This window comes from Paenibacillus sp. R14(2021) (genome assembly GCF_019431355.1).
Lineage (GTDB): Bacteria > Bacillota > Bacilli > Paenibacillales > Paenibacillaceae > Paenibacillus_Z.
Map to the genome: position 1 here is coordinate 5,577,730 of NZ_CP080269.1, position 21,769 is coordinate 5,599,498.

19 protein-coding genes are annotated in these 21,769 nt (G+C 51.3%); 14 read left to right on the plus strand and 5 right to left on the minus strand.

All coding sequences use genetic code 11. The features are described 5' to 3' along the window. Window positions 1-25 precede the first annotated feature (25 nt). The 5 genes from KXU80_RS25865 to serC all read left to right on the plus strand — a co-directional run bounded on the left by KXU80_RS25865 (window position 26) and on the right by serC (window position 5,676). On the plus strand, window positions 26-976 hold the full coding sequence (locus KXU80_RS25865; RefSeq protein WP_219835951.1) for a 4-hydroxy-3-methylbut-2-enyl diphosphate reductase: 951 nt from the start codon (window positions 26-28) through the stop codon (window positions 974-976). 19 nt (window positions 977-995) lie between these two features. After that, a complete protein-coding gene (locus KXU80_RS25870; protein ID WP_219835952.1) occupies window positions 996-1,520 on the plus strand; it encodes a DUF2062 domain-containing protein in 525 nt (174 codons plus the stop codon). Between the two features lie 133 nt (window positions 1,521-1,653). Then, the gene (aroF, locus tag KXU80_RS25875; RefSeq protein WP_219835953.1) at window positions 1,654-2,715 is read left to right on the plus strand and encodes a 3-deoxy-7-phosphoheptulonate synthase; all 1,062 of its coding nucleotides are present in this window, start codon (window positions 1,654-1,656) and stop codon (window positions 2,713-2,715) included. Between the two features lie 268 nt (window positions 2,716-2,983). Next, window positions 2,984-4,408, plus strand: coding sequence for a type I glutamate--ammonia ligase (glnA, locus tag KXU80_RS25880; protein WP_219835954.1), 1,425 nt, complete (start codon window positions 2,984-2,986; stop codon window positions 4,406-4,408). A 179-nt stretch (window positions 4,409-4,587) separates the two neighbouring features. Beyond that, window positions 4,588-5,676 carry a 3-phosphoserine/phosphohydroxythreonine transaminase gene (gene serC / locus KXU80_RS25885; protein WP_219835955.1) on the plus strand — a complete coding sequence of 363 codons (1,089 nt, stop codon included), beginning with the start codon at window positions 4,588-4,590 and terminating at the stop codon, window positions 5,674-5,676. Between the two features lie 98 nt (window positions 5,677-5,774). On the opposite strand, the gene KXU80_RS25890 is transcribed toward serC, so the two are convergent. Continuing rightward, on the minus strand, window positions 5,775-6,503 hold the full coding sequence (locus tag KXU80_RS25890; protein WP_219835956.1) for a response regulator transcription factor: 729 nt from the start codon (window positions 6,501-6,503) through the stop codon (window positions 5,775-5,777). A 112-nt stretch (window positions 6,504-6,615) separates the two neighbouring features. Here KXU80_RS25890 and trmL point away from each other — a divergent pair, with 112 nt between their 5' ends. The 3 genes from trmL (at window position 6,616) to KXU80_RS25905 (ending at window position 9,139) form a co-directional block, all read left to right on the plus strand. Beyond that, window positions 6,616-7,080, plus strand: a complete 465-nt coding sequence (gene trmL, locus KXU80_RS25895) for a tRNA (uridine(34)/cytosine(34)/5-carboxymethylaminomethyluridine(34)-2'-O)-methyltransferase TrmL (protein ID WP_219835957.1) — start codon at window positions 6,616-6,618, stop codon at window positions 7,078-7,080. Between the two features lie 151 nt (window positions 7,081-7,231). Beyond that, window positions 7,232-7,480 (plus strand): AbrB/MazE/SpoVT family DNA-binding domain-containing protein, encoded by a 249-nt coding sequence (locus KXU80_RS25900; protein WP_219835958.1) that lies wholly within the window; start codon window positions 7,232-7,234, stop codon window positions 7,478-7,480. A 462-nt stretch (window positions 7,481-7,942) separates the two neighbouring features. Beyond that, window positions 7,943-9,139 (plus strand): aminotransferase-like domain-containing protein, encoded by a 1,197-nt coding sequence (locus KXU80_RS25905; RefSeq protein ID WP_219835959.1) that lies wholly within the window; start codon window positions 7,943-7,945, stop codon window positions 9,137-9,139. Between the two features lie 76 nt (window positions 9,140-9,215). Here KXU80_RS25905 and KXU80_RS25910 read toward each other — a convergent pair whose 3' ends face one another. After that, on the minus strand, window positions 9,216-9,536 hold the full coding sequence (locus KXU80_RS25910) for a Rieske (2Fe-2S) protein (RefSeq protein WP_219835960.1): 321 nt from the start codon (window positions 9,534-9,536) through the stop codon (window positions 9,216-9,218). Further along, on the minus strand, window positions 9,529-10,299 hold the full coding sequence (locus KXU80_RS25915) for a DUF2161 family putative PD-(D/E)XK-type phosphodiesterase (RefSeq protein ID WP_219835961.1): 771 nt from the start codon (window positions 10,297-10,299) through the stop codon (window positions 9,529-9,531). The genes KXU80_RS25910 and KXU80_RS25915 overlap by 8 nt, the downstream gene beginning before the upstream one ends. Window positions 10,300-10,739: 440 nt before the next feature. On the opposite strand from KXU80_RS25915, the gene KXU80_RS25920 reads away from it, so the two are divergent. From KXU80_RS25920 to KXU80_RS25940, 5 genes are all read left to right on the plus strand, one after another. Continuing rightward, window positions 10,740-12,638, plus strand: a complete 1,899-nt coding sequence (locus KXU80_RS25920) for a PrkA family serine protein kinase (protein WP_219835962.1) — start codon at window positions 10,740-10,742, stop codon at window positions 12,636-12,638. A 135-nt stretch (window positions 12,639-12,773) separates the two neighbouring features. Then, on the plus strand, window positions 12,774-13,145 hold the full coding sequence (locus KXU80_RS25925; protein WP_219835963.1) for a LytTR family transcriptional regulator DNA-binding domain-containing protein: 372 nt from the start codon (window positions 12,774-12,776) through the stop codon (window positions 13,143-13,145). A 219-nt stretch (window positions 13,146-13,364) separates the two neighbouring features. Further along, window positions 13,365-14,825 carry a circularly permuted type 2 ATP-grasp protein gene (locus KXU80_RS25930; protein ID WP_219835964.1) on the plus strand — a complete coding sequence of 487 codons (1,461 nt, stop codon included), beginning with the start codon at window positions 13,365-13,367 and terminating at the stop codon, window positions 14,823-14,825. 24 nt (window positions 14,826-14,849) lie between these two features. Beyond that, window positions 14,850-15,851 (plus strand): alpha-E domain-containing protein, encoded by a 1,002-nt coding sequence (locus KXU80_RS25935; protein WP_219835965.1) that lies wholly within the window; start codon window positions 14,850-14,852, stop codon window positions 15,849-15,851. Beyond that, window positions 15,848-16,732, plus strand: coding sequence for a transglutaminase family protein (locus tag KXU80_RS25940; RefSeq protein WP_219835966.1), 885 nt, complete (start codon window positions 15,848-15,850; stop codon window positions 16,730-16,732). Before KXU80_RS25935 ends, KXU80_RS25940 begins: the two co-directional genes overlap by 4 nt. Before the next feature lie 109 nt (window positions 16,733-16,841). On the opposite strand, the gene KXU80_RS25945 is transcribed toward KXU80_RS25940, so the two are convergent. Then, window positions 16,842-18,290 carry a SpoVR family protein gene (locus KXU80_RS25945; protein WP_219835967.1) on the minus strand — a complete coding sequence of 483 codons (1,449 nt, stop codon included), beginning with the start codon at window positions 18,288-18,290 and terminating at the stop codon, window positions 16,842-16,844. 250 nt (window positions 18,291-18,540) lie between these two features. On the opposite strand from KXU80_RS25945, the gene KXU80_RS25950 reads away from it, so the two are divergent. After that, window positions 18,541-19,800 carry an ATP-binding protein gene (locus KXU80_RS25950; RefSeq protein WP_219835968.1) on the plus strand — a complete coding sequence of 420 codons (1,260 nt, stop codon included), beginning with the start codon at window positions 18,541-18,543 and terminating at the stop codon, window positions 19,798-19,800. An 84-nt stretch (window positions 19,801-19,884) separates the two neighbouring features. Here the strand turns inward: KXU80_RS25950 and KXU80_RS25955 are convergent, their stop codons facing one another. Next, window positions 19,885-21,711 (minus strand): LTA synthase family protein, encoded by a 1,827-nt coding sequence (locus KXU80_RS25955; RefSeq protein WP_374987728.1) that lies wholly within the window; start codon window positions 21,709-21,711, stop codon window positions 19,885-19,887. Window positions 21,712-21,769: the final 58 nt, after the last annotated feature.

The window sequence follows — 21,769 nt, forward strand, 5'->3', positions numbered from 1 at the left end:
GCAGGAAAGCAGGTGCACCGTCACGATGGAAATTGTCAAAATATCACCGCGCGGCTATTGCTACGGCGTTGTTGATGCTATGGTTTTGGCGCTGCAAACGGCCCGTAATTTAGAATTGCCTCGGCCGATCTATATCTTGGGTATGATTGTCCATAATAGTCACGTAACAGAAGCGTTCAAGCATGAAGGCATCATTACGCTCGACGGCGAGAATCGTTTGGAAATATTAGAGCAAATTACGAGCGGCACCGTTATTTTTACCGCACACGGCGTTTCGCCTGAAGTACGCAGACGGGCGAGGGACAGAGGGCTTACAGTCGTTGACGCCACGTGCCCGGATGTTACCAAGACGCACGACCTCATACGAGAGAAGGTTGCTGAGGGCTACGAAATTATTTATATCGGAAAGAAGGGGCATCCCGAGCCGGAAGGCGCTATCGGCATTGCTCCTGAGCATGTGCATCTAATTGAACGGGAAGCGGATATCGATACGCTGCAGCTGACTACGGATCAAATCATTATTACGAACCAGACGACGATGTCGCAGTGGGATATTCGCCACTTGATCAGCAAGCTGCTGACGGCATTTCCAACGTCGGAAATTCATAACGAGATTTGTTTGGCTACGCAGGTCCGGCAGGAGGCCGTTGCCGAGCAAGCGAAGGAAGCGGAGCTCTGCATCGTCGTCGGCGATCCGAGGAGCAACAATTCCAACCGGCTTGCGCAGGTATCGGAAGAAATCGCGGGCGTCCCGGCGTATCGGGTATCGGATGTTTCGGAAATCCAGCAGCATTGGCTGCAGGGCAAGAGGCGGGTAGCGGTGACTTCCGGTGCTTCTACGCCGACTCCGCTAACGAAAGAAGTTATTTTGTATTTGGAGCAATACGACAACGAGAAGCCCGAAACATGGGAGATCCGCCGTACCGTCAATATGGAAAAACTGTTACCCGTTGTACGAGTGAAATCGTCTCTGTGAGTGAAAGGAGCGCATCCATATGTCGACTTCGAGAAAACCGCGCTCGATAAAACGTTGGCTGAAATTTAAGTACACGCAGCTGATGCGGGCGCCTGGCGGCCCATCCATTGTTGCACTTGGTTTTGCAATCGGGATTACGGTCGAAATGTTCACGCTGCCTACCTACGGGCTGGCGTTTTTCTTAATATTTCCTTTGATTTATTGGTTCCGGGCCAGCTTGGCCGGCGCCTTAGTCGGGTTTGTGTTTGGCAAAATTATTTTCATACCGGTGGCTTTCATTAACAGCATGGTCGGTGGACTTGTGCTGCCTGAGCATATGACGATTCGCGTTCCGTTAGTGCCGGAATGGATTAATCATATTCTCCTTGTTAATTTGAAGCTGATCGTCGGCGGCATCATTGACGGAATTATTCTCGGCTTCTTACTCTACTTCCCTGTAAAATTGTCCATTCAATATATGGCTGATAAACGCAAGGAGAAACGGAAGCAGCGCCGTATCGCGCTTGAAACGAAGAAAGTTGAAACGAAGCCGCTCACGGAATAAATAAAAAACCGATCCTTGACGGGATCGGTTTTTTTAGGTATATTTACTTTAACAAATAAAAGCATAAAAGCCTAAAAGCGTCGAAGCATAAAAGCGAACACGCGTCTAAGCGTGATAGAAAGGGAGTTAGTCTATGATCGTTATTACGAAAAACAACGTACCCGAAGAACGCATCTCTGAAATCATACAGCACATCGAGAAAGCCGGCGTGCAGGCTCATGTTTCGCGAGGAACAGACCGCACGGTTATCGGAATTATTGGTAAAGCGGAGCCGGCGCTTGCCGAGCATCTTCGCCAGATGAAGGGCGTGGAGAATGTCATTAAGATTTCGAAGTCCTACAAGCTGGCAAGCCGCGACTTCCATCCCGACGATACGGTAATTGAAATCAAAGGGGTCAAAATAGGCGGGGAGCATCTTGCCATCATGGGCGGACCATGCGCGGTAGAGACGCCGGAGCAAATCGATGAAATCGCAAGACTGGTTAAGGCTGCCGGCGGGCAGATACTTCGCGGAGGAGCCTTCAAGCCGCGTACGGGGCCGTACAGCTTCCAAGGCATCGGCGTTGAAGGTCTGGCTATGATGGCGGAAGCAGGGAAGAAGCACGGCCTGCTGACGATTACGGAAGTCATGACGCCGGAATATGTCGATGTCTGCGCCGAATACGCTGATATTCTTCAAGTCGGCACGCGTAACATGCAGAATTTCGACTTGCTGCGCAAGCTTGGAACAATCAAAACGCCGGTATTGCTTAAGCGTGGGTTCAGTGCAACCTATGATGAATTCCTGAATGCGGCAGAATATATCCTCGCTGGCGGCAACCCGAATGTCATGCTCTGCGAGCGTGGAATCCGAACATTCGAGTCTTACACGCGGAATACGCTCGATTTGGCTGCGATCCCGGTGCTTCAATCACTCAGCCATCTGCCGGTTATATCCGATCCAAGCCATGGAACAGGCCGCCGGGAGCTGGTTGAGCCGATGTCCAAGGCGTCTGTGGCAGCTGGCGCTAACGGACTCATTATCGAAATGCACACGGATCCTGACAACTCGATGACGGGTGACGGCGTTCAATCCTTATTCCCCGATCAATTTGCGAAATTGCTGAAGGAATTGGAGCAGCTCGGCAGCCTCGTAGGCAGACGTTTCGATACCCCGAAACAGCCCGCCGAATACTTCAGCACATGGGTCAAGTAATACCCGCCATGCGGCGCGGTTGTTGGTTTTACAAGCTGAGGCTCCTCGGAAATCGAGGGCTTCGGCTTTTTGCTTTTTTGGCAATTTCAAGCACAAATGAGAAACTGACAAATATGTGAAGTTACCTCACAGAAGGGTCAAAAAATACCTAACATAGCTATTGACGAGTTAAAGCCTTAATTCTATAATTACGACATAGTTTCAGTGCAGAAGTTGAACAATTACTGTCCTACACATCGCAAATGTTCGGAAATGGAGGAAATACCTAATGTCAGTTCAAAATGTTTTGAACACGATCAAAGAAAGCAGCATCATGTTTGTCGATTTCCGCTTCGTGGATCTTTCCGGCCACGCGCATCACATCACGCTTCCTTCCACAGAAGTCGATGCGGATACGTTCGTTAACGGCGTAGCTTTTGACGGCTCCTCGATCCCTGGTTTCCGCGGTATCGAAGAATCCGACATGGTTATGATCCCGGATACGGAATCGAGCTTCATCGATCCGTTCACAGATCACCCAACATTGAACATTATGTGTAACATTCATACGCCGGATGGCGAGCGCTATGAGCGCGACCCGCGCGGTATCGCTCAGAAAGCAGAAGAATATCTGCAAACGACAGGTCTTGGTACGGCAGCATTCTTCGCGCCTGAGTCGGAATTCTTCATCTTCGACGATGTTCGCTACGAAAGCAAAATGAACACTTCGTTCTACTCTGTTGATTCCTCCGAAGCCGGCTGGAATACAGGTAAAACAGAAGAAGGCGGTAACCTTGGTTACAAAATTCCTGTAAAAGGCGGCTATGTTCCGGTTGCTCCTGTTGATTCCCAACAAGACATCCGCAGCGAAATGGTTCGTTTGATGCAAGAATCCGGCCTTCGCGTTGAGCGTCATCACCACGAAGTTGCAACAGCTGGTCAAGCTGAAATCAACTTCCGTTTCGATACGCTGACGAAAACAGCCGACAACCTTCTGAAATACAAATACATCATTAACAACGTTGCTCGCCAATGGGGCAAAGTTGCAACTTTCATGCCTAAACCGCTTTTCGGCGACAACGGCAGCGGTATGCACGTCCACCAATCCATCTTCAACGGCGATTCCCCGTTGTTCTATGAGAAAGGTGCTTACGCGAACCTGAGCCCGATGGCTATGCACTACATCGGCGGTATTCTTCACCACGCACCGGCTCTGATCGCACTGACGAACCCATCCACGAACTCGTTCAAACGTCTCGTGCCTGGTTACGAAGCTCCGGTTAACCTGGTATTCTCCAAAGGTAACCGTTCTGCTGCAATCCGTATTCCGGTTGCTGCGGTTACGCCTAAAGGCTGCCGTATCGAGTTCCGTACACCAGACTCCACAGCTAATCCATACCTTTCGTTCGCGGCTATGCTGCTTGCAGGTTTGGACGGCATCAAGCGCAAGCTTGATCCAGTTGCTCTGGGCTATGGTCCATTCGACAAAAATATCTACGATCTGTCTGATGAAGACAAAAAAGAAATCCGCTCCGTTCCAGGTTCCCTTGACGAAGCGCTTGACGCTTTGGAAGCTGACTTCGAATTCTTGACTGAAGGCGGCGTATTCACCAAAGACTTCATCGACAACTACGTACAATTCAAGCGTGGAGAAGCTAAAGCTGTTGCAATCCGTGTTCATCCACACGAGTACAGCCTATACTTCGACTGCTAATTCGAACTTATCCATGCAAAACATTAACGAGCTGTCTTCGGAGAGCTCGTTTTTATTTTGTGTAAAATCCGAATATTATTCAAGTAAAGTTTCAATTTTGTTCGACTTTTTTCACTTGATGCATGGCGTTAAAATTGCTATCATACTCATAAGCAAATTCAAGAGTGGAGTGAGAGTCAGTGACGAATCGTGCGTTTAATTTTAATGCCGGACCGGCAGCGCTGCCGCTGGAAGTGCTTCAGCAGGCACAACAGGAATTTATTGATTACGCGGGTGCAGGCATGTCGATTATGGAGATGTCGCACCGCAGCAGTATATTTGAAGAAGTAAACGACGGCGCGCAATCTCTTCTCCGTGAGCTGTTCGACATTCCGGGCAGCTACAAAATTTTGTTTCTCCAAGGCGGAGCGAGCACGCAGTTTGCCATGATTCCGATGAATCTGTTGACGCCGGGCAAAGTGGCATCCTTCGTTCATACCGGCAGCTGGGCCGAGAAGGCATACAAAGAAGCGAAGCTGTTTGGCGAAACGGCGATCGCCGCGACCTCCGAGGCGCATAAATTCAACCGCATTCCGTCGCTAAGCGACATTCAAATTCCGGCAAATGCAGCCTACCTGCATATTACGTCGAATGAGACGATCGAGGGAACGCAGTTCCAAGCATTCCCGAAGACGGGCAATGTGACGCTAATCGGCGACATGTCGAGCGATATCCTCAGCCGTCCGGTCGACGTCAGCCAATTCGGCCTGATTTATGCCGGTGCGCAGAAGAACCTAGGACCATCCGGCGTAACGATCGTTATTGCGCGTGAGGATCTCGTTTCTGACAGCCCGAAGACGATTCCGACCATGCTTCGCTATGATACGCATGTGAAGAACAATTCCTTGTATAATACGCCTCCTTCCTTCGCGGTCTATCTGGTTGGCCTCATGCTGAAATGGGTGCAGGCGAAGGGCGGCGTCGCAGCGATAGAGCAATACAACCGCGACAAAACCAAACTGATCTACGATACGATTGATCAAAGCGGCGGCTTCTACCGCGGCTTCGCTGATGCAGACAGCCGTTCCTTGATGAACATTACATTCCGTTTGGGATCGGAGGAGCTGGAGAAGCAATTCGTGAAGGAATCTGAGCTGCAGGGGTTTGTCGGCTTGAAGGGCCATCGCAGCGTAGGCGGTTTGCGCGCTTCGACTTATAACGCGGTACCGTTAGAAAGCTGTAAGGCACTTGCTGAATTTATGGCAGATTTCCAGAAGCGGAACGGCTAAATCAAGCCGGTTTCTCAGCTGAAACTTTCATCCTCGCGTAAAATAGAAGACCGCCGTCCTCTGATCTTCCAGAGGACGGCGGTCTTCTGTGTGAAGCATTAAGCAAGCGAGGAATCTGCCGTGCTTGCGCTGCTACCGGGACCGGACAGTTTATAGCCTACATTCCGGACGGTCATAATATATTCCGGCGTGCGAGCATTTTTTTCGATTTTGTCGCGCAAATGGCTGATGTGCACATCGACGATGCGCGTATCGCCGAGGAAGTGGTAGTCCCACACGCCATGCAGCAGCTGCTGGCGGCTCAGCACTTTACCGCGATGGCGGCAAAGGAAGAGTAAGAGCTCAAATTCCTTAGGCGTCAGCTCAACCGGTTTACCGTCAATCTGGACTTCACGCTGCTCGGCCAGAACCGACAAGCGTCCGACTTCATGAACGACGGCTTCCCGTGCGCCTGGCAGTGCTTGCGTTCTGCGGAAGATGGCTTGAATCCGCGAGAGCAGCTCCTGCGGAGAGAAGGGCTTGGTCATATAATCGTCGGCACCGTTGTCAAGTCCTGCAATCTTGTCCGTGACATCTTGAAGCGCAGTCAGCATGATAATCGGTACAGCGTTATTTTGTTTGCGAAGTTCGCGGCATACTTGAATACCATCCATTTTGGGAAGCATGAGATCTAGAACGATGAGGTCGGGACGAAACGGCTTCAAGAGGTCGAATACGGCCTCGCCATCCTGCGCGCAGCGGACTTCATAGCCGGCTAGCTTCAAATTAAACTCCAGCAGCATGGAGATGGAAGGCTCGTCATCGACGATTAATATTTTTTTCTTCATCGTTTATGATCTCCTTTTCGTGCAATTATAGGACTATTATGAAGCTCAATTTTTCGCAGTAGATTAAGCTAGCGTAAAAGCTATGTAAAAAATGATGAGGAGTTTGAATAAAATGGCATTTCATATCGTGCTTGTCGAGCCGGAAATACCGGCAAATACGGGCAATATTGCGCGCACCTGCGCGGCAACGGGGACCATTCTTCATTTGGTGCGTCCGCTTGGGTTCCAGACGGATGACAAGACGCTTAAACGCGCCGGACTCGATTATTGGCATGCCGTAGACGTACGTTATCATGATTCCTTCGAGGAGCTTCAGGAGCTTTATCCGGATGCCAGGTTTTTCTGCGCCAGCACGCGTAATTCCAAGGTTTATTCGGAGCAGAGCTACAGGGACGGCGATTTCTTCGTGTTCGGCAAAGAGACGAAAGGGCTTCCACAGCATATATTGGATGCTTATCCGGACACCTGCATCCGCATTCCGATGACGGATAAGGTCAGATCGCTGAATTTGTCGAACTCCGCGGCAATTGTCGTATTTGAAGCGTTCCGGCAGCTTGGATTTCCGGGCTTGGCATGAAGCGGCCGGTAAGATGGTGAATATTGTTGCACGATATTAAGCAAATATAAAAAATTGCAGGAATATAAGCACAATTATCGAACCTTATGTAGGATGCAAAACTGTCACCCCATGATAGCTTACAAAATGCGACTACAGGAGATGTATAATTGTGAAACCGGCTGGTGTTGTACGTAAAGTGGACCAACTAGGGCGTATAGTCCTTCCCAAATCGCTGCGTAAGAGGTACCAAATGAATGAAGGCGATCCTGTCGAAATCTTGGTACAAGGCGACCATATCATTTTGGAACGTTATCGTCCGCGCTGCGTGTTTTGCGGTGGTCTTGACGACGTACGCGAATTTAAAGAACGCTACCTATGCGCGACTTGCATAACGGAAATGTCCGGCCTGCGCCGCTAGTCTTGATGCAAACAATCGCGAAAACTAAAAAGAAGCTTTCGGCAGCTGTCGTAAACAGTCGCTGAAAGCTTCTTTTTAATAAATGGTTTTACATGCCTTTTGTTTTGTCATCATTGTATGACGCGGTCATCATTGCAATGAGGAACAAGACGAAAACCGTTAGGACGATTAGAAATTTAATGGTCATTCCTTATACCCCCTATGGTGCCGGCAATACGGCTTGACTTCGTAAACACTCTCCTCATTATACCCAACCCGTTCAAAAAAGAAAACGATTAAAGATGTGAACAACTTGTTACGGGGGTAAGTAATTATGCAGCGTCTGCATAAACGCAGAAATCTCCGCACATGCTTAGATTGGCGAATTATGCAAGTGAAAATCGACTCTTGTCACCTCAACTAGTTGCTCCTATCCCGTAATGCGCGTAAAATGAATGTAAAGGGACTTAGGAGGGGCTATAGGTGGAATTTCGGTTTTCGAGCAACGTGGAGCGGCTGCAATCGTCGGCTGTTCGGGATATTTTAAAGCTAACGCAGGGGAAGGAAATTATTTCGTTCGCAGGCGGTCTTCCTGCAGAGGAGCTGTTCCCGCTTGAAGCTGTAAGAGACGCAGCGGAGCGTGTATTTAAATCCGGGAACAACACGCTGCAATATGGACTTACGGAAGGCTACCTGCCGCTTCGTGAACAGCTGTGCGGCCGCATGGCCAAGAAAAATATGCACGTTGAGCCGCATGAGATGATCATGACGACGGGCTCGCAGCAAGCAATTGATCTCATTACCCGCGTGCTCATGGAACCTGGGGACGTGGTGCTTGTCGAGAATCCGACGTATTTGGCCAGCCTTCAGGTATTTAACTTAAGCGGACTTCGCATCGTGCCGGTTGCAAGCGATAACGACGGCATGATTATTTCGGAAGCGGAACGCTTGATCAAGCAGCTGCAGCCGAAGCTGATCTATGTCGTGCCTACCTTCGGCAACCCGACCGCACGAGTATGGAGCGAAGAGCGCCGCAGAGGCTTGCTCGATCTGAGCCACCGTTACGGGATTGCTATTCTTGAGGATGACCCATACGGCGATATCAAGTTTGACGAGACCGAAGATTACCCAACGCTGTTTGCCCTTGAAGATAAGGCGGACGGCGGCAATGTTCTCTATACGAGCACGTTTTCCAAAACCGTGGCGCCGGCGCTTCGTACCGGTTGGGCGATGGGCAGCAGCAGCGTGATTTCAATGATGGCAAAAGCGAAGCAAGCGGCCGACTTGCATTCCAGTACGCTGGATCAGCAGACACTGGATCAGTTGCTGCGGCATTATGATCTCGATGCGCATATTGGAACCATCCGCGGCGCGTATGGTGATCGGATGCAGCAAATGCAGCGCCTGCTGAAGGCGCAGGGCTGGAGCGATGTCAAATGGGAGCAGCCGAAGGGCGGCATGTTCCTCTGGCTGGAGCTTCCTGAGGGTCTTGACGCCGCGGCGCTGCTGCGCAGTGCGGTAACGAAGAACGTAGCCTTCGTGCCTGGCGCGGCGTTCTATGCTGCCGAACCGCAGCGCAATACGGCTCGTCTTAATTTCACGTTCACGACGGGTGAGCGCATGGCGACAGGTATTGCCCGGTTTGCCGAAGCATTGAACGAATTCCTGGCCCGCTGTTAGTTTTACTCATTCATAATGATGAAGACCGAATTCGAACGTTTCGTTCAAATTCGGTCTTTTTTTATTTGCGGGAAAATCAGAGGCTGAGCATGAACTGTCCGTCTTGGATTTCGAGAGGCTTGCATACCAGTTCTTCGCCGGGAACGTTGGTGGATATGCCTGTCGCGATATCGAAGCACCAATAATGAAGCGGGCAGACAAGCTCATTCTTATGCGGCCTCACCATGCCGCCAACATGCGGGCATATCGCCGAAATCAGATTGTAGCGCTGCGGCTCATCTTCCTTACGCGGAGCTTCGACGATATAGTACGGCTGCTCGTCCACGTTGACCTGAGCGGGAAACGCTTGAAAGTCCGCGATGCTGCCAATGGTTTTAGAACGATTAGGCTCACTCATGGGCGTTGTCTCCTTTAAGTTGTTGTCTATCGCTGCTGGCCGAAGCCAAGCTTCGCTTCTGATGCCAGTTCGCCAATATATCTCCATGCTGCTTGACGGCAGCTTCTCCTTCGGGCTTTAGACTATATAGGCCGCGCTTGACCCGCAAGAACCAGCCGTAATAATCCTTTTGCAAGATGTCGGCTGCTCGCTGCACGTCCGTATATTCCGCGATCGATCGGGGCGCGAGGCTGCCGTATTGACTGAGCGACCAGGCGATGCGAAGCGCCTTTTCCCGGTAAGCGGTAACTAGCTTGCGATTGTTGCTGCCGCCCGTGTTGTAGTCGCCGCTGCGCTCCCGAAATTCGGTCAGCAGCCGCGCTTGCCGCGTGCGCCGCTGGCCGCGGACTGGCGGATCGCCAGGCTGGCACAGCATTTCGAGCATGGGCGCTTTCGTCTTGAAGAAGGTGACTGTCATCAGTCCAAGGCCAAGCATCCGGCAGAGCTCTGTCAGGTCGCCGAAGCGCTGGTTGTGCGAGCCGCCTTTCTTGCGATTGCGTTCTACGGCGAGGATAACGCTGCCGTTCAGCCGCAGTCGTTCAACGCCTTGCAGCAGCAGCGCCAGATTGAAGGTTTTTTTCATTTCTACGAGAAGGGTATCTCCCGTTTCGGGATGGATGGCAACGAGATCACAATGCATGATTTCGCTTTTGACCTCGTAGCCTTGATTTTCGAAATACGCTTTAAGAGGCTTGTACAGCTCGGTTTCATGTTTGACGGCCAATTTCCGGCGCTCCTCTCTTCGGCAGCGTTGCTGTGGCGATTATATCATATTCCCGCGGGTCCCTCAGCTTAAATTGGGATGACAACGCGTGTGATACATTTCTTCAAGGCTCGTTTGCAGAACGGAGTCGAAACGGCGACGGGTTCGACATTGTAATTTCCAAGCGGCGAAAGCGTTACCAATGCTGGGTTTGAGCCGTACTTCAGGGACGGCAGGACCGGCTGTTTGGCTTTCAATATTTCTTCTAATTGTGAATGCAGGCCGCTCCAAAGGCGAATTTTGTTGGAATCTTGTTTAAAATATAGGGCAACTTCCCTAACGAAAGCGCATAGGATTGTATTACTTCAATAAAAAATGCCGGGCAGCTTTAGATGGTGGGATAGATGAAGACCCGCATGACACAGGCAGGAACACCGGGATGGACGAGAGGAGGGTACGGCATGGATATTTTGAAACGAATTTCGGAGTACAAGGCGGAAAGTGAAAAACTGGCTTGGCAGGGGTCCTTCAAGGACTACATTGAGCTGCTGAAACAGGATCCAACTCCAGCCATGACTGCGCATGCTCGTGTCTATGAAATGATCGAGTCGTTTGGGGTGGTGGATGAGGGCGCTGCGACGAAGAAATACAAGTTTTTCGAACAAGAAATATTCGGCTTGGATCGTGCCGTTGAGAAATTGGTAGAGGAGTATTTTCATTCAGCAGCTCGGCGTCTTGATGTGAGGAAACGGATTTTGCTTCTGATGGGGCCGGTCAGCGGAGGCAAATCCACGATCGTGACGATGCTCAAGCGAGGCCTGGAGCAATTCTCCCGCACATCGAAAGGAGCGGTCTACGCGATCAAGGGCTGCCCGATGCACGAGGAGCCGCTTCATCTTATCCCGAATGAGCTTCGGCCTGAAGCAGAACGGGAGCTTGGCGTCCGTATCGAAGGCAATTTGTGCCCGTCGTGCCAAATGAGGTTGAAATCGGAATTCGGCGGCAACATTGAAAATGTTCAGGTTGAACGTGTGCTTGTATCGGAAGAGAACCGCATTGGTATAGGTACATTCAGTCCGTCTGATCCGAAGTCGCAGGATATTGCCGATTTGACGGGCAGCATCGACTTCTCCACTATAACCGAGTTCGGATCGGAATCCGATCCGAGAGCTTACCGCTTCGACGGCGAGCTGAATAAAGCAAACCGCGGCCTAATGGAATTCCAAGAGATGCTCAAATGCGACGAGAAGTTTCTGTGGAATCTGCTCTCGCTGACACAGGAAGGAAATTTCAAAGCCGGCCGATTCGCACTTATTTCGGCGGATGAGCTCATCATTGCGCATACCAACGAAACCGAGTACAAATCGTTTATCGCCAACAAGAAGAACGAGGCGCTGCAGTCCCGGATGATAGTCATGCCGGTCCCGTACAACTTGAAGGTGTCGGAAGAAGAGAAGATTTATATGAAATTGATCGGCCAGAGCGATATGAAGCACATTCATATCGCGCCGCATGCGCTCCGTTCGGCGGCCATCTTCTCCATCCTGACGCGATTGAAGGAAACGAAGAAACAGGGCATGGATCTCGTCAAAAAAATGCGCATGTACGATGGCGAGGAAGTGGAAGGCTACAAAGAAGCCGACCTGAAAGAAATGCAGAGCGAGTATATCGAAGAGGGCATGTCGGGCATCGATCCCCGTTATGTCATCAACCGGATCTCCAGCGCGTTAATCAAGCAGGATCTCCAGTGCATCAATGCGCTCGATGTGCTGCGCGCTCTGAAAGAAGGGCTGGATCAGCATCCTTCGATCACCAAGGAAGAACGCGAGCGGTATTTGAATTTCATCTCCATCGCAAGGAAGGAATACGATACACTGGCGAAAAAGGAGATACAAAAAGCCTTCGTATACTCCTATGAGGAGTCTGCCCGAACCTTGTTCGAGAACTACCTCGACAATATCGAATCGTACTGCAATTGGTCGAAGATCAAAGATCCGTTGACCGGCGAGGAAATGGATCCTGATGAACGCCTCATGCGTTCCATCGAAGAGCAAATCGGCGTATCCGAGAACGCGAAGAAGGCATTCCGAGAGGAAATTCTGATTCGGATCTCTTCCTACTCGCGCAAAGGCAAGAAATTCGACTATTACAGCCACGAACGCCTTCGCGAGGCGATCGAGAAGAAATTGTTTACGGACTTGAAGGATATCGTCAAGATTACGACGTCCACCAAGACGCCGGATGAGAGACAGCTGAAACGCATCAATGAAGTGACGAAGCGATTGATCGACGAGCACAGCTACTGCCCGGTATGCGCCAATGAGCTGCTGCGTTACGTGGGCAGCCTGCTGAATCGCTGACGAATCGCGCGGGGAAACGGCCGCAGCATGCGAAAAATATGCGTGCTGCGGTCTTCTGCCGTGTTTTGTATTTTCATGAAGGCTTGTGATAGAATAGGAACATAAGTTCTTATTCTATCTTGAGGAGTGTTGGATATGCTGCTGCTTCTGAACAAGAAGGGGGAACCCGTCTGGATTCCGGTGGATACTATCTGCCTAATTTCACCGACAGCGAAGGGACCGGAATTTTTGGCGAAGGATGGGAAGGTGTACAGGTATCCGATTACGATGGGACAGCTTGACCGCGTGTTCGGCAGCTATGGCTTTCAGCGGCTGGACCGGAATGCGCTGGTGAATATGAACGCAGCGGAGCGGTATGATCCGATTCAGCGCAAAGTATATTTCAGCGGAGCTGACGTCGAACAGGAGGAACTCTACGCGACGGTATCGGCGGCGAATGCGGCAAAGGCACAGCATCTAACGGTACGCGAATGCGAGTCGGCAAAGACATCTTATGCAGCAGCCTAAATCGGGAAGAAGAATGTAAGCGCAATCGGTTGAAAGCTGAGCTCAAAATCGGGAAAGGCCGCGTCAGAACGGCCTTTTCTTGCGTTATATAAGTTGACACTCAATTCTGAATTGAGTATGATTTAGGTAACATAACCCAAGATTTTACTTCATAAGAACTATTGAATGTAACAAAATATGACGCATAAGTTACAACTGATGGCTTTGGAGGCGGTAGACATGTCGATGGCGATGCAATCTCAATTCAATTTTTACGATTCTCAGTCGTTTTACGATGAAATGTTCGACAAAGACCTTACCGTACGGATGCACTACGAAGGTGTTCATCGAACGTTCGCCCGCATGAAGCCGCCGGAGCTCGCTGCCCGGCATGCAACAATGCAGCAGCGCATGCTGGAAGAAGGCATTACGTTTACCCTCTACGCCCAAGATCAGTCCGAACCGCTGGAACGAACGATCCCCTTCGATTATATTCCCCGCATCATCCCGAGGCATGAATGGGAGAGCATCGAGCGCGGCATGAAGCAGCGCGTGAAGGCGCTGAATGCCTTCATCCGGGATATTTATCACGAACAGGCGATTGTGAAAGATGGGATTATTCCAAGGAGCATGATTATCGGCAATACCTATTTCCGTCCCGAAATGGCTGGGCTGCATGTCCCGCAAAACGTCTATATGACGGCGTCGGGCATAGATTTAATAAGAGACGAGAAGGGCCGTTATTTTGTGCTGGAGGACAATCTCCGCACGCCTTCGGGCTTTTCTTACTTGTACAAAGGCAGAAGCTTGATGAGTGAATTGTTCTCTGAACTATACTTGTCCAGCGCCGTGGCCGACATCGAACGCAGCCTGAATATCTTCCTCAGCTCGCTTCGCAGCCTCGCCCCTTCCGGCAAACGAGATCCGCTCATCGTCCTGTTGACGCCTGGCGCGTATAATTCCGCTTACTTCGAGCATGCCTTCCTCGCGCAGCAGATGGGCATTCACTTGGTCGAGGGCAGAGATTTAGTATACAAGGATCACAAAATCTACTTGCGCGATTTGCGCGGGCTGCGCCAGGTCGATGTCATTTACCGGCGGCTGGACGACGAGTATTTGGATCCGCTTGCGTTCCAGAGCGACTCGCTGCTTGGCGTGCCCGGTCTTATGAATGCATACCGGGCAGGCAACATAGCTATTGCCAATGCGCCGGGGACAGGCGTTGCGGACGATAAGGCGGTCTATGCGTATGTGCCGGATATGATCCGTTACTACTCGGGCGAAGAGCCGATCTTAGACAATGTGCCGACTTACGTGCTTGCGCGAAAAGAAGATCGCGAGTATGCCTTGGCGAATCTGGATCAGCTCGTTGTCAAAGAAACCTCGCTCTCCGGGGGCTACGGCATGCTGATCGGGCCTGCCGCTTCTCAAAAGGAGATCCATACTTTCGCAGATGCAATCAGGCGCGATCCAAGCCGTTATATCGCGCAGACGACGATGAAGCTGTCACGGGCGCCGGTCATGCTGGGCGGAGCCATGCAGCCGCGGCATATCGATTTGCGGGTGTTTGTTCTCATGGGCGGTTCGCAAATGCATGTCATTCCGGGCGGGCTTACCCGTGTGGCGCTGCAGGAGGGCTCGCTTGTCGTCAATTCTTCGCAGGGCGGCGGCGTTAAGGATACATGGGTGCTCAGTCGGTAAGTATCATGGATGGAGGGATGAAGGATGCTTAATCGCAATGCGGAGGCTTTATTTTGGATCGGCCGGTATATGGAGCGTGCGGAGAACCACGCCCGGCTGATCGATGTTCACTTTCATCTACAAGCTGAGGATACGCTTGCGATTCCGCGGAGCGACGGCGGTACAATAAAGCAAACGCTGTGCAAATGGGGCCGCATCGTTGATGCGCTTGGCAGCCGCTCGTCGTACGAGCAGCAGTACGGCTCATACACGGAACAGGATGTTGTCCATTATATAACGCTGGACCGTGACAATGCGAATTCCCTCGTCACCTGTGTCAATCACGCCCGGGATAATGTGCGAACGCTGCGGGAGAAGCTGCCGAGCGAGCTGTGGGACGTAACCAACGGCTTTTATTTATGGCTGCGGGAGAAGCAGGCTGGCGACTTGACACACGAGTCCCCGCATCAGTTTTTCTCCCGGATTAAGGAGTGGACCTCGCTGTTTCACGGCATCACCCAATCCGTTATGCCGCGTGAGAACGAGTGGCATTTTATCGAGTGCGGCCGGTATCTGGAGCGAACGGAGAATACGCTGCGGATCATGCAGTCAGCCATCATGACGCGATCGTTGAGTCCATCGGAAGAAGGGGACAACTTCGAGATCTACCCTTATCTCCAGGCGGTGCTCCGCTCGGTCAGCGGCTACCAAACCTTCCGCCGTTACTACGCGGACGGCGTATCCCCGGATGCGATCATCGAGTTTCTGGTGCTGAATGAAGTATTTCCGCGTTCCGTACATTTCTCTCTGCACGAGCTTGATGCGCATTTACGGGGGATCGAGCTGCAGGAGAAGCAGCTGCGTTCCGCACATGACCGGATTATCCGCCAAGTCGTCAAGCTGAAGGCGGAGCTCGCTTGTCTGGAGCGGGAAGATCTTCAGATGGATCCCGAAGGGAAGGTCACCGGCCATTTGCTGCAGGCGGCCGGGCAGCTGGGAGCTGCGTTTGCGCAAACCTTTTTTCGATTCGGGGAGGTCAGCGCATGAAGCTAAGCATCTCGCACACGACGCATTATTCCTACTCGGGGCCGGTATCGGACAGTGTCAATGAGCTGCGCTTGACCCCGTTTACGAACGATCAACAGTCCTGTTACCAGCATTCCATCTCGGTGGAGCCGAACGCGCCGCTGTTCAGCTATGACGATTATTTCGGTAATCGGGTGCATGTGTTCTCCGTCAACCGTCAGCATCGGAAGCTGACGATCCGCTCGCAGATGACGGTCGTGACCCGGGAGGCGGTCAAGCCGTCGAGCGGCAAGGAAGGTATGGCTCCTAAGGATGCTTGGGAATGGCTGGCCTGCGATAAAGCCGCGAACCGTTTTGCTGAATTTTTGCTGCCTACTGATTATACCGGCATCACCCCTGAGGTTGCGGCTTTCGCGGAAACGCCGGCCCATGGCAAGACCGGGGAAGAGCAGCTTGGCGTGTATGGCTGGCTCCTTGCGGTGAGCAATCGCATTCAGAGCGAATTCGTGTATGATCCCGAAGCGACCAACGTGCATACGATCGCCGGCGACATGCTGCGCAGACGCCGCGGCGTGTGTCAAGATTTTGCCCATCTCATGATTGCGGCATGCCGGGCGAAGGGCGTGCCGGCACGCTATGTGAGCGGGTATCATTTTGTCGGAGATCTGCAGGGCGGCAGTGCGGATTTCGAACAGGCTTCCCATGCTTGGGTGGAGGCTTACGTGCCGGGGATGGGGTGGAGCGGATTCGATCCGACGAACAACGCCCTTGTCGGAGAGCGGTACGTCAAGCTGGGACATGGCAGGGATTACAAGGATATCGTTCCCGTGAAGGGTGTTTATATGGGGACAAGCGATGCGGATCTGACCGTGACGGTCGATGTGAAGAAAGTCGAGGATTAAGTTGCCGTGCATCGTATAAGAGAAGCAAGGGAAGGTGCAATAAGGCGGCTGAGCAGACACGAAACCGTGCCTGTGCAGCCGCCTTGTTGCATTTCTGGCACTTGACGCATTAGATGAACTTCCGGCTCGTTTTCTTCCCGTCGCAGCTGAATACGATCCGCTTATCCTCGACGATCGTTTCCAAATGAACGGTCTTGCCCCACAGCTGCACGACATGCGGCAATGTCCGCTCCACGTATTTCAAATCGAGCTCGACACCCTCGTACTTATGGAACAGAAACAATTCCCCCACGCGATTAAAGTCTCCATCTGTCACGACGATGCTCGGAAATCCGCCATTGACGCGCGAGACGACGAGCTGGTCGCGGACCGATTCCCATGCCTTATCGGTAATTTTCCACTCCGCGCCTTTCTTCTCGAAGACGTAGAGGTCTAGATCGCCTACGAGCTTCTTCGTCATATAATTGCGAAGGAAGGAGATGTCAGAGTCGAACTCGCGCACCTCGAACATCTTCTCGCGTCCAAGCCCTGGCTTGCGGCCGAATCGCTCCTGTTCTTCCTTCGTCGGGTTATCCCAGCGCCGCTCGATATCTTCGAAGATTTTAAGCCCGAGGTAGTAAGGGTTAAGCGAATGCCTTGAAGGCTGCACGACGGACGAATTTAAGTGAGCGAACTCGATTGTCTCTTCGCTGGTAAGATCAAGCTCCCGGATGATGCGCTGATGCCAGTACGAAGCCCAGCCTTCGTTCATGATCTTCGTTTCGATTTGCGGCCAGAAATACAGCATTTCATCGCGCAGCATGGACATGATGTCGCGCTGCCAATCCTGGAGATTCGGCGAATACTCTTCAATGAACCAGATCAGATCCTTTTCCGGCTGAGGGGGGAATTTCTTCACGTCGGCCTGCGACTTCGCTGCACGCTCAGCGATCGCAGCCTGTTCCTCCTCGTCCAGCGTCCACAAATCATCGTACTGGGAAGGGCGATTCGGCTTGCTGCTTAAGTTCTCCTTGCTGAGCAGCTCGATATATTGCGATTTGTCGAGCTTATAAGGGCGTATGATGGTAGAGTCCACATGCTCTTGGATGGCCAATACGGCGTCGATGAACTGTTCAACTGCATCGATACCGTATTCCATTTCGTATTGGCTGACCCGCTCGGCGGTGGCCGACATGCTCTCCACCATATTCCGGTTGGAGGCGCTGAAGCGGGCGTTGTTCTTAAAGAAATCGCAGTGGGCGAGCACGTGGGCGACGATCAGCTTGTTTTGGATGAGGGAGTTGCCGTCAAGCAGGAAGGCGTAGCATGGGTTGGAGTTAATGACAAGCTCGTAAATCTTGCTGAGGCCAAAATCGTACTGCATCTTCATCTTATTAAAGGTTTTGCCAAAGCTCCAGTGGCTGAAGCGAGTCGGCATTCCGTAAGCTCCGAATGTATAAATAATGTCGGCTGGACAGATTTCGTACCGCATCGGGTAGAAATCGAGACCGAATCCCTTTGCAATTTCCGTGATTTCGTCAATGGCTCGTTCGAGCGCCTTGATCTCATCCTGGTGCAAGTTCGTTTCCCCCTTGTAACGCGAATTGTGTTCCATAGCTATATGTATGGGAGGGCGTCAAACGATATGTCGCCGACAGAGCAAATTTCGCTGCTTGTCCAGCCTAATTCAACGTGGTGAATACTAGTAATCTAATCAAATAAATATATTCGCCGCAAGAACCGCTGTGTTATGATAGCGGTATGCAAAAATAGATAATTTTACCTATTTAAAGACATCTTGCTGACTAGAGGAGTCGGATTTTGCAGCTATGCTTGCGATACTTTCGTATGAGTTCCATGAATTGCTTTACATATTAAGCGCTTGCCTGCTTTTCTTTGTCGTCATGCCGAAGGCGGTGTTTAAAGCAGGTCTTCGGAAAGCTTTATACCTGGCGATCTTTGTCTTGTTTTCGATATGCTATTTGGTACTCGAATCCATTGAGACATGGGTGTATGCGCTCCATTTGATGCCGATTGGCATTATGCTGGCTGCGGTATTCGAAGGCTGGGTGACAGGCATGATCACATGGGCCGCGTTCGTCATCTGCGGCATTCTTATCGCGCACACGGATCCGGCGGCGAATATCGTAAGCAATTCCACGCTGCTCGCAATTGGCTTGCACTATCACTACAATTCTTATCGGACCAGCGGATTCAGAACAATTACATTGAAATCGCTCCTGTTCGTAATTGTTCATATGGCGCTCTATACTGGGGTCGCCTATTATAACGGGAGCGTGTTGGAGCGGGAGAGGCTGCTCGTCATTACACTGGGTACCATTCTGTCGGCAGCACTTATCATTTACACCCATTACAAAGTAAAGAATCAAGAGAAGCTGCAGGAAGAGCTTTATAGCGCGGAAAAATATCATATGATTGGACAGCTTGCCGCATCGATATCGCATGAAATTCGCAATCCGCTCACGACGACCAGAGGTTTTCTGCAAATGATGGGGAAACCGAATTTGGATCCGGATGCGATTGAGCTCTACCGAATGCATGCATTCGAAGGCGTGGAGCACGCGAATGCGATCATTACCGACTTATTGAACTATGCCAAACCTGAGGTGGAGGAAGCTAGACCGATCGATGTTCAGGCTGAGATCGAGTCGCTCCTACCGTGGATATCGCCGCTCTCTGTCATGTCGAGCGTTGAGATCAAGATCAGTCATCATCAACCGCACGTCTTCATCCTGGGAGAACCGAAGAAGCTGCAGCAATGTCTGCTTAATCTTATGAAGAACGCAATCGAGGCCATGCCTGCGGGAGGCATTTTATCCATCGGGACCAAGGTGGAGGACAACCGGCTTTGCATTGAAATCGCGGACACTGGCATGGGCATGAGCAGCGTGCAGCTGAAGCGAATCGGGCTGCCTTTCTTTACGACCAAGGAGAAGGGAACAGGGCTTGGTTTAATGGTCGTTGTCAGCTTGGTACGGGTCATGAACGGACAAATTACATTTAACAGCAAGCGAGGGCAGGGAACGGTCTGCATCATCCAATTTCCGCTTATTGGCACCGGCTCTTAGATCCATAGCGTACGGAAGCACCAAAAAAAGCACCTTACGAACAGGCAGCGCTGCGAGCGTTCCTGAGCTTAAGGTGCTTCTTCGTCATTTTTGGACCGGAGGCAGCTGGCTGACGTAGCTGTCGGAGAGCTGGAGCAGTTTCAGCGCGCGGTTATACTGGTCTTCTGTCGTCGAGCTTCCCGGGGCGGCATCACCATGCAGCGGGTAATGCGTCCCGTCCTTGTAGGCTGTTCCTGGAATGAACAGCTCATGATCAGTAAGAAGCGATCCGGAAGGCAGGTAATAGCGTTCAGGCAAAATATTAGTCGTCTGATTGAGCAAGTCCTGTCCGAAGTGAATATGTTCCTTGAGCGAGACGCCAAGCAAGTTCGCGACCGTTGGCATGATGTCGGACTGGGCACCCGCTTGTTTCAGCTCCATGGGCTCCTTCATGCCAGGCGAAGCAATAATAAGCGGAATATTAATCATATCCGTATTCCCGTATTCGTGGCCGTAGATTTCCTTCATAAGCGCTTTGTCGTCCGCATCCAGCGAGTAGATCGGCAGTCCAAGATGATCGCCGTAGGTGACAAATACGCTGTTGTCCCAGATACCGCGTTTCTTGAGATCCTCGATGAAGAGGCCAAGCGCGTAATCCGCGTAGTTCTGCGCGCGTATATAGTCGCCGACGAACGTGCCTTCGTATCGCGCGGGAAGCTTGAGCTTGAATTTGTCTTTCGGAATCGTAAACGGGTGATGTGACGACATGGAAATGAGCTGGGCGTAGAAAGGCTTGCCGGATTTCTTCATTTCGTCCAGCTGCGCAGCCGCCTTGGCGTACAATACTTCATCGGATGGACCGAAGAACACCATATCGTCTTGACCGAAGAAATGCTGGTCGTAATACTTGTCAAACCCGATGGACTTATACAAATCGGCACGGTTCCAGAACTCCACAAAGTTCGTATGGAACGTAGCGGTTTGATAGCCTTTCGCGCTTAGCAGCTTCGGCAGGCTGGGCAGCGCACGGTCCGTGTAGACCACGGTCGCAGCTCCGTTCGGGGGCGTGTAGAAGGAGGTGTTCACGACGAACTCCGCGTCCGACGTGTTGCCTTGTCCCACCTGCTGGTAGAAATTCGAGAAATACAAGTTCTCCTTAGCCAGCTTGTTCATGTTCGGCGTAATTTCCTGGCCGTCAATCGTAAGCCCGATCAAGAAGTTCTGGAAGGACTCCATCTGCACGATAATCAAGTTTTTGCCTTCGGCTGTCTTCCAGTAGCTCGGAGAGACCGGATCATGAGTGCCTTTCGCTTCATCGATGACCTGCTGCGAGATATCCTTCATGGGAATCGGGGGAGCCTCTTGATCCGCGAAAATCGTATAAACCTCGTAATTCAAGATCCCCATATCCTCGGCTTTGATAAGCTCGTTCATACTGGCCCGATTCGGCAGAATATTGAACAGGCAGAGCGCGAGGGATACGATGAATATGAAGGTAATGACTGCTTTGTTCAGCGGCAGCTGACTGACTTGATTCCAGTGAACGGCTCCCCTTCGTTTGAATAATAGAACAAACAGAACAATAATATCGAGGAAAATAAACAAGTAATAGGGATCCAGCAGCGAGAATACGCTGCTCTTCACTGCGGTTACCTGATTGACCTGCTCCAGCGCATGGTAGGTCACGATAATGCCGAAATATTTGTAATACATAATGACAGCGAATAATATGGCGGTTACGAGCAAGTTAACGATGACATAGAGCATGAGCTTTCGCTTCGTGGCGAACCATTCGATCAAGCAGAACAGCAGCCAGAAGAAGGGCAGCTCCGTGACGAGCAGGGTCCAAGACGGTCCGCCATCGAAAATAACCAAGTAGGCAAGCGTGCTTTTAATGACGAGGATAAGGGTAAAAAAAATAAAAGGCTTCATCTGAAAAAGCCGTCTGAACGACCACGCAGGCATACGGAAATCCGTCCTTTCGAAACAC

Excerpts from the sequence above, each read along its gene's own strand:
- KXU80_RS25865 (WP_219835951.1), top strand. The coding sequence starts at position 26 with ATGGAAATTGTCAAAATATCACCGCGCGGCTATTGCTACGGCGTTGTT.
- KXU80_RS25870 (WP_219835952.1), top strand. The coding sequence starts at position 996 with ATGTCGACTTCGAGAAAACCGCGCTCGATAAAACGTTGGCTGAAATTT.
- aroF (WP_219835953.1), top strand. The coding sequence starts at position 1,654 with ATGATCGTTATTACGAAAAACAACGTACCCGAAGAACGCATCTCTGAA.
- glnA (WP_219835954.1), top strand. The coding sequence starts at position 2,984 with ATGTCAGTTCAAAATGTTTTGAACACGATCAAAGAAAGCAGCATCATG.
- KXU80_RS25890 (WP_219835956.1), bottom strand. The coding sequence starts at position 6,503 with ATGAAGAAAAAAATATTAATCGTCGATGACGAGCCTTCCATCTCCATG.
- trmL (WP_219835957.1), top strand. The coding sequence starts at position 6,616 with ATGGCATTTCATATCGTGCTTGTCGAGCCGGAAATACCGGCAAATACG.
- KXU80_RS25910 (WP_219835960.1), bottom strand. The coding sequence starts at position 9,536 with ATGAGTGAGCCTAATCGTTCTAAAACCATTGGCAGCATCGCGGACTTT.
- KXU80_RS25920 (WP_219835962.1), top strand. The coding sequence starts at position 10,740 with ATGGATATTTTGAAACGAATTTCGGAGTACAAGGCGGAAAGTGAAAAA.
- KXU80_RS25925 (WP_219835963.1), top strand. The coding sequence starts at position 12,774 with ATGCTGCTGCTTCTGAACAAGAAGGGGGAACCCGTCTGGATTCCGGTG.
- KXU80_RS25930 (WP_219835964.1), top strand. The coding sequence starts at position 13,365 with ATGTCGATGGCGATGCAATCTCAATTCAATTTTTACGATTCTCAGTCG.
- KXU80_RS25935 (WP_219835965.1), top strand. The coding sequence starts at position 14,850 with ATGCTTAATCGCAATGCGGAGGCTTTATTTTGGATCGGCCGGTATATG.
- KXU80_RS25940 (WP_219835966.1), top strand. The coding sequence starts at position 15,848 with ATGAAGCTAAGCATCTCGCACACGACGCATTATTCCTACTCGGGGCCG.
- KXU80_RS25950 (WP_219835968.1), top strand. The coding sequence starts at position 18,541 with ATGCTTGCGATACTTTCGTATGAGTTCCATGAATTGCTTTACATATTA.
- KXU80_RS25955 (WP_374987728.1), bottom strand. The coding sequence starts at position 21,711 with ATGAAGCCTTTTATTTTTTTTACCCTTATCCTCGTCATTAAAAGCACG.